Source organism: Rhodococcus sp. 05-2254-6 (assembly GCF_002258565.1).
Lineage (GTDB): Bacteria > Actinomycetota > Actinomycetes > Mycobacteriales > Mycobacteriaceae > Rhodococcoides.
The window spans coordinates 1-1,769 of record NZ_NOZF01000095.1; the positions used below are offsets into that span (position 1 = coordinate 1).

The 1,769-nt window shown below is 61.6% G+C and carries 1 protein-coding gene; it reads left to right on the forward strand.

Annotation, left to right across the window (positions count from 1 at the left end; translation table 11 throughout):
* Positions 1–30: 30 nt before the first annotated feature.
* On the forward strand, positions 31–1,769 hold a 1,739-nt coding region (locus CH256_RS11615), incomplete at its 3' end, for a condensation domain-containing protein (RefSeq protein WP_256989424.1).

The window sequence follows — 1,769 nt, forward strand, 5'->3', positions numbered from 1 at the left end:
TCGCTCTCTGCGATGCGTGTCGTAGCCGCCGTGCAGGAAACCTTCGACTGTGAAATCAGCGTCCGTGCACTCATGGAAGCCCCCACCGTAGCGGGCCTGGCTCGTGTGGTGGGTGGAGGACAGTCGGGCACCAGGCAAATCTGGGAGCCATATGCGCGTCCGGCCCAGTTGCCGCTGTCGTTCGCCCAGCGTCGGTTGTGGTTCATCCATCAGCTAGAGGGACCATCGGCGACATACAACATCCCTCTGGTACTACGCCTAATCGGTCTACTCGACGTCGACGCGCTGACCCTGGCGGTTGCCGATGTCGTAGCCCGGCACGAGAGTGTTCGCACAGTGTTTCCCGCTACGGCTGGCGTGCCCGAGCAGTGCATTCTCGATGCCTCTGAAGGGCTTGTCGCCTGCAAAGTCATCGACGCCACCAACTGGACCGATCAACAGTTGGATGAGGCGGTCGGTATTGTCACCCGCCACGCCTTCGACTTAGAAACCGAGATTCCCTTTCGTGCAAGGCTTTTCGCAGTCTCGACCACGGAACACCATCTGGCCCTGGCAATGCACCACATCGCCGCCGACGGATCATCTCTCTCGCCGCTGGTTCGCGACCTGACTACCGCATATCAGGCCCGCACCACCCGGACGGAGCCAGGCTGGGAGCCGTTGCCCGTTCAGTACGCCGACTTCACAATCTGGCAGCACAAGCTCCTCGGCGAGGCCGACGATCCTAATACCCGATCTGGTCGACAAACAGTTTTCTGGGAGCGGAACCTCGCTGGATACGCGGGACTGCTGGAGCTTCCCACGGACCGGCCTTACCCCGCCGTCGCCAACCATCAGGGCGGCCAAGTCGTCGTCGAATGGCCCGCCGAACTGCAGGAACTCGTGCGGGTTGTGGCGCGGGAACGCAATGCGACGACGTTCATGGTGATGTCGGCGGCGCTTTCGGTGCTGTTGGCGCGTTTGAGCGGGAGCGCGGATGTGGCGTTCGGGGTGCCGACGGCGGGGCGGGGGCGAACCGAGTTTGACGGCATGGTCGGGTTTTTCGTCAACACGCTGGTGTTGCGTACGCGGGTTTCAGCCGAGATGAACTTCGGTGATTTGTTGGAGGAGGTACGGGAGCGGAGCCTGGACGCGTTCGCGAACCAAGATGTGCCGTTCGATGCGCTTGTCGAGCGCCTCAATCCGGTCCGTACGCAGGCTCACCATCCGTTGATCCAAATCCTGTTCGCCTGGCAAAACGTCACCCTGCCCGATCTGTCTCTGCCAGGTCTCGACATTTCCCCGCAGCGCACGGACACCTTGACCGCTCGAATGGACTTGACTTTCAGCCTGCGTGAGCGGTTCGACAACTCCGGCCGTCCCATAGGCATTGGGGGTCTGGTCGAGTACCGCACCGACGTCTATGACGCCGAAACTGTAAAACAACTTGTTACCCGCTGGCAGCGGGTGCTCACGACGATGCTCGCCGGCACGGACCGCTCGGTGGCGTCAATCGACTTGCTTGACGAGAGAGAACTGACGCAGCTGGACGCCCTCGGAGCGCGGTCAGTGCTAAATGAATCGATCGTGGACCCCGCGATTCCGGAGTTGTTCGCCGAGCAGGTGAGGGTGCGGCCGGACGTCATAGCGGTGGTGTTCGAGGGTCGGTCGTGGACGTATCAGGAGTTGGACGACACATCGACGCAGTTGGCTCATTTGTTGGCTGGGCGTGGGGTGGGAGTAGAGGACGTTGTTGCACTGTTGCTGCCACGTTCGGAACACACTGTGAT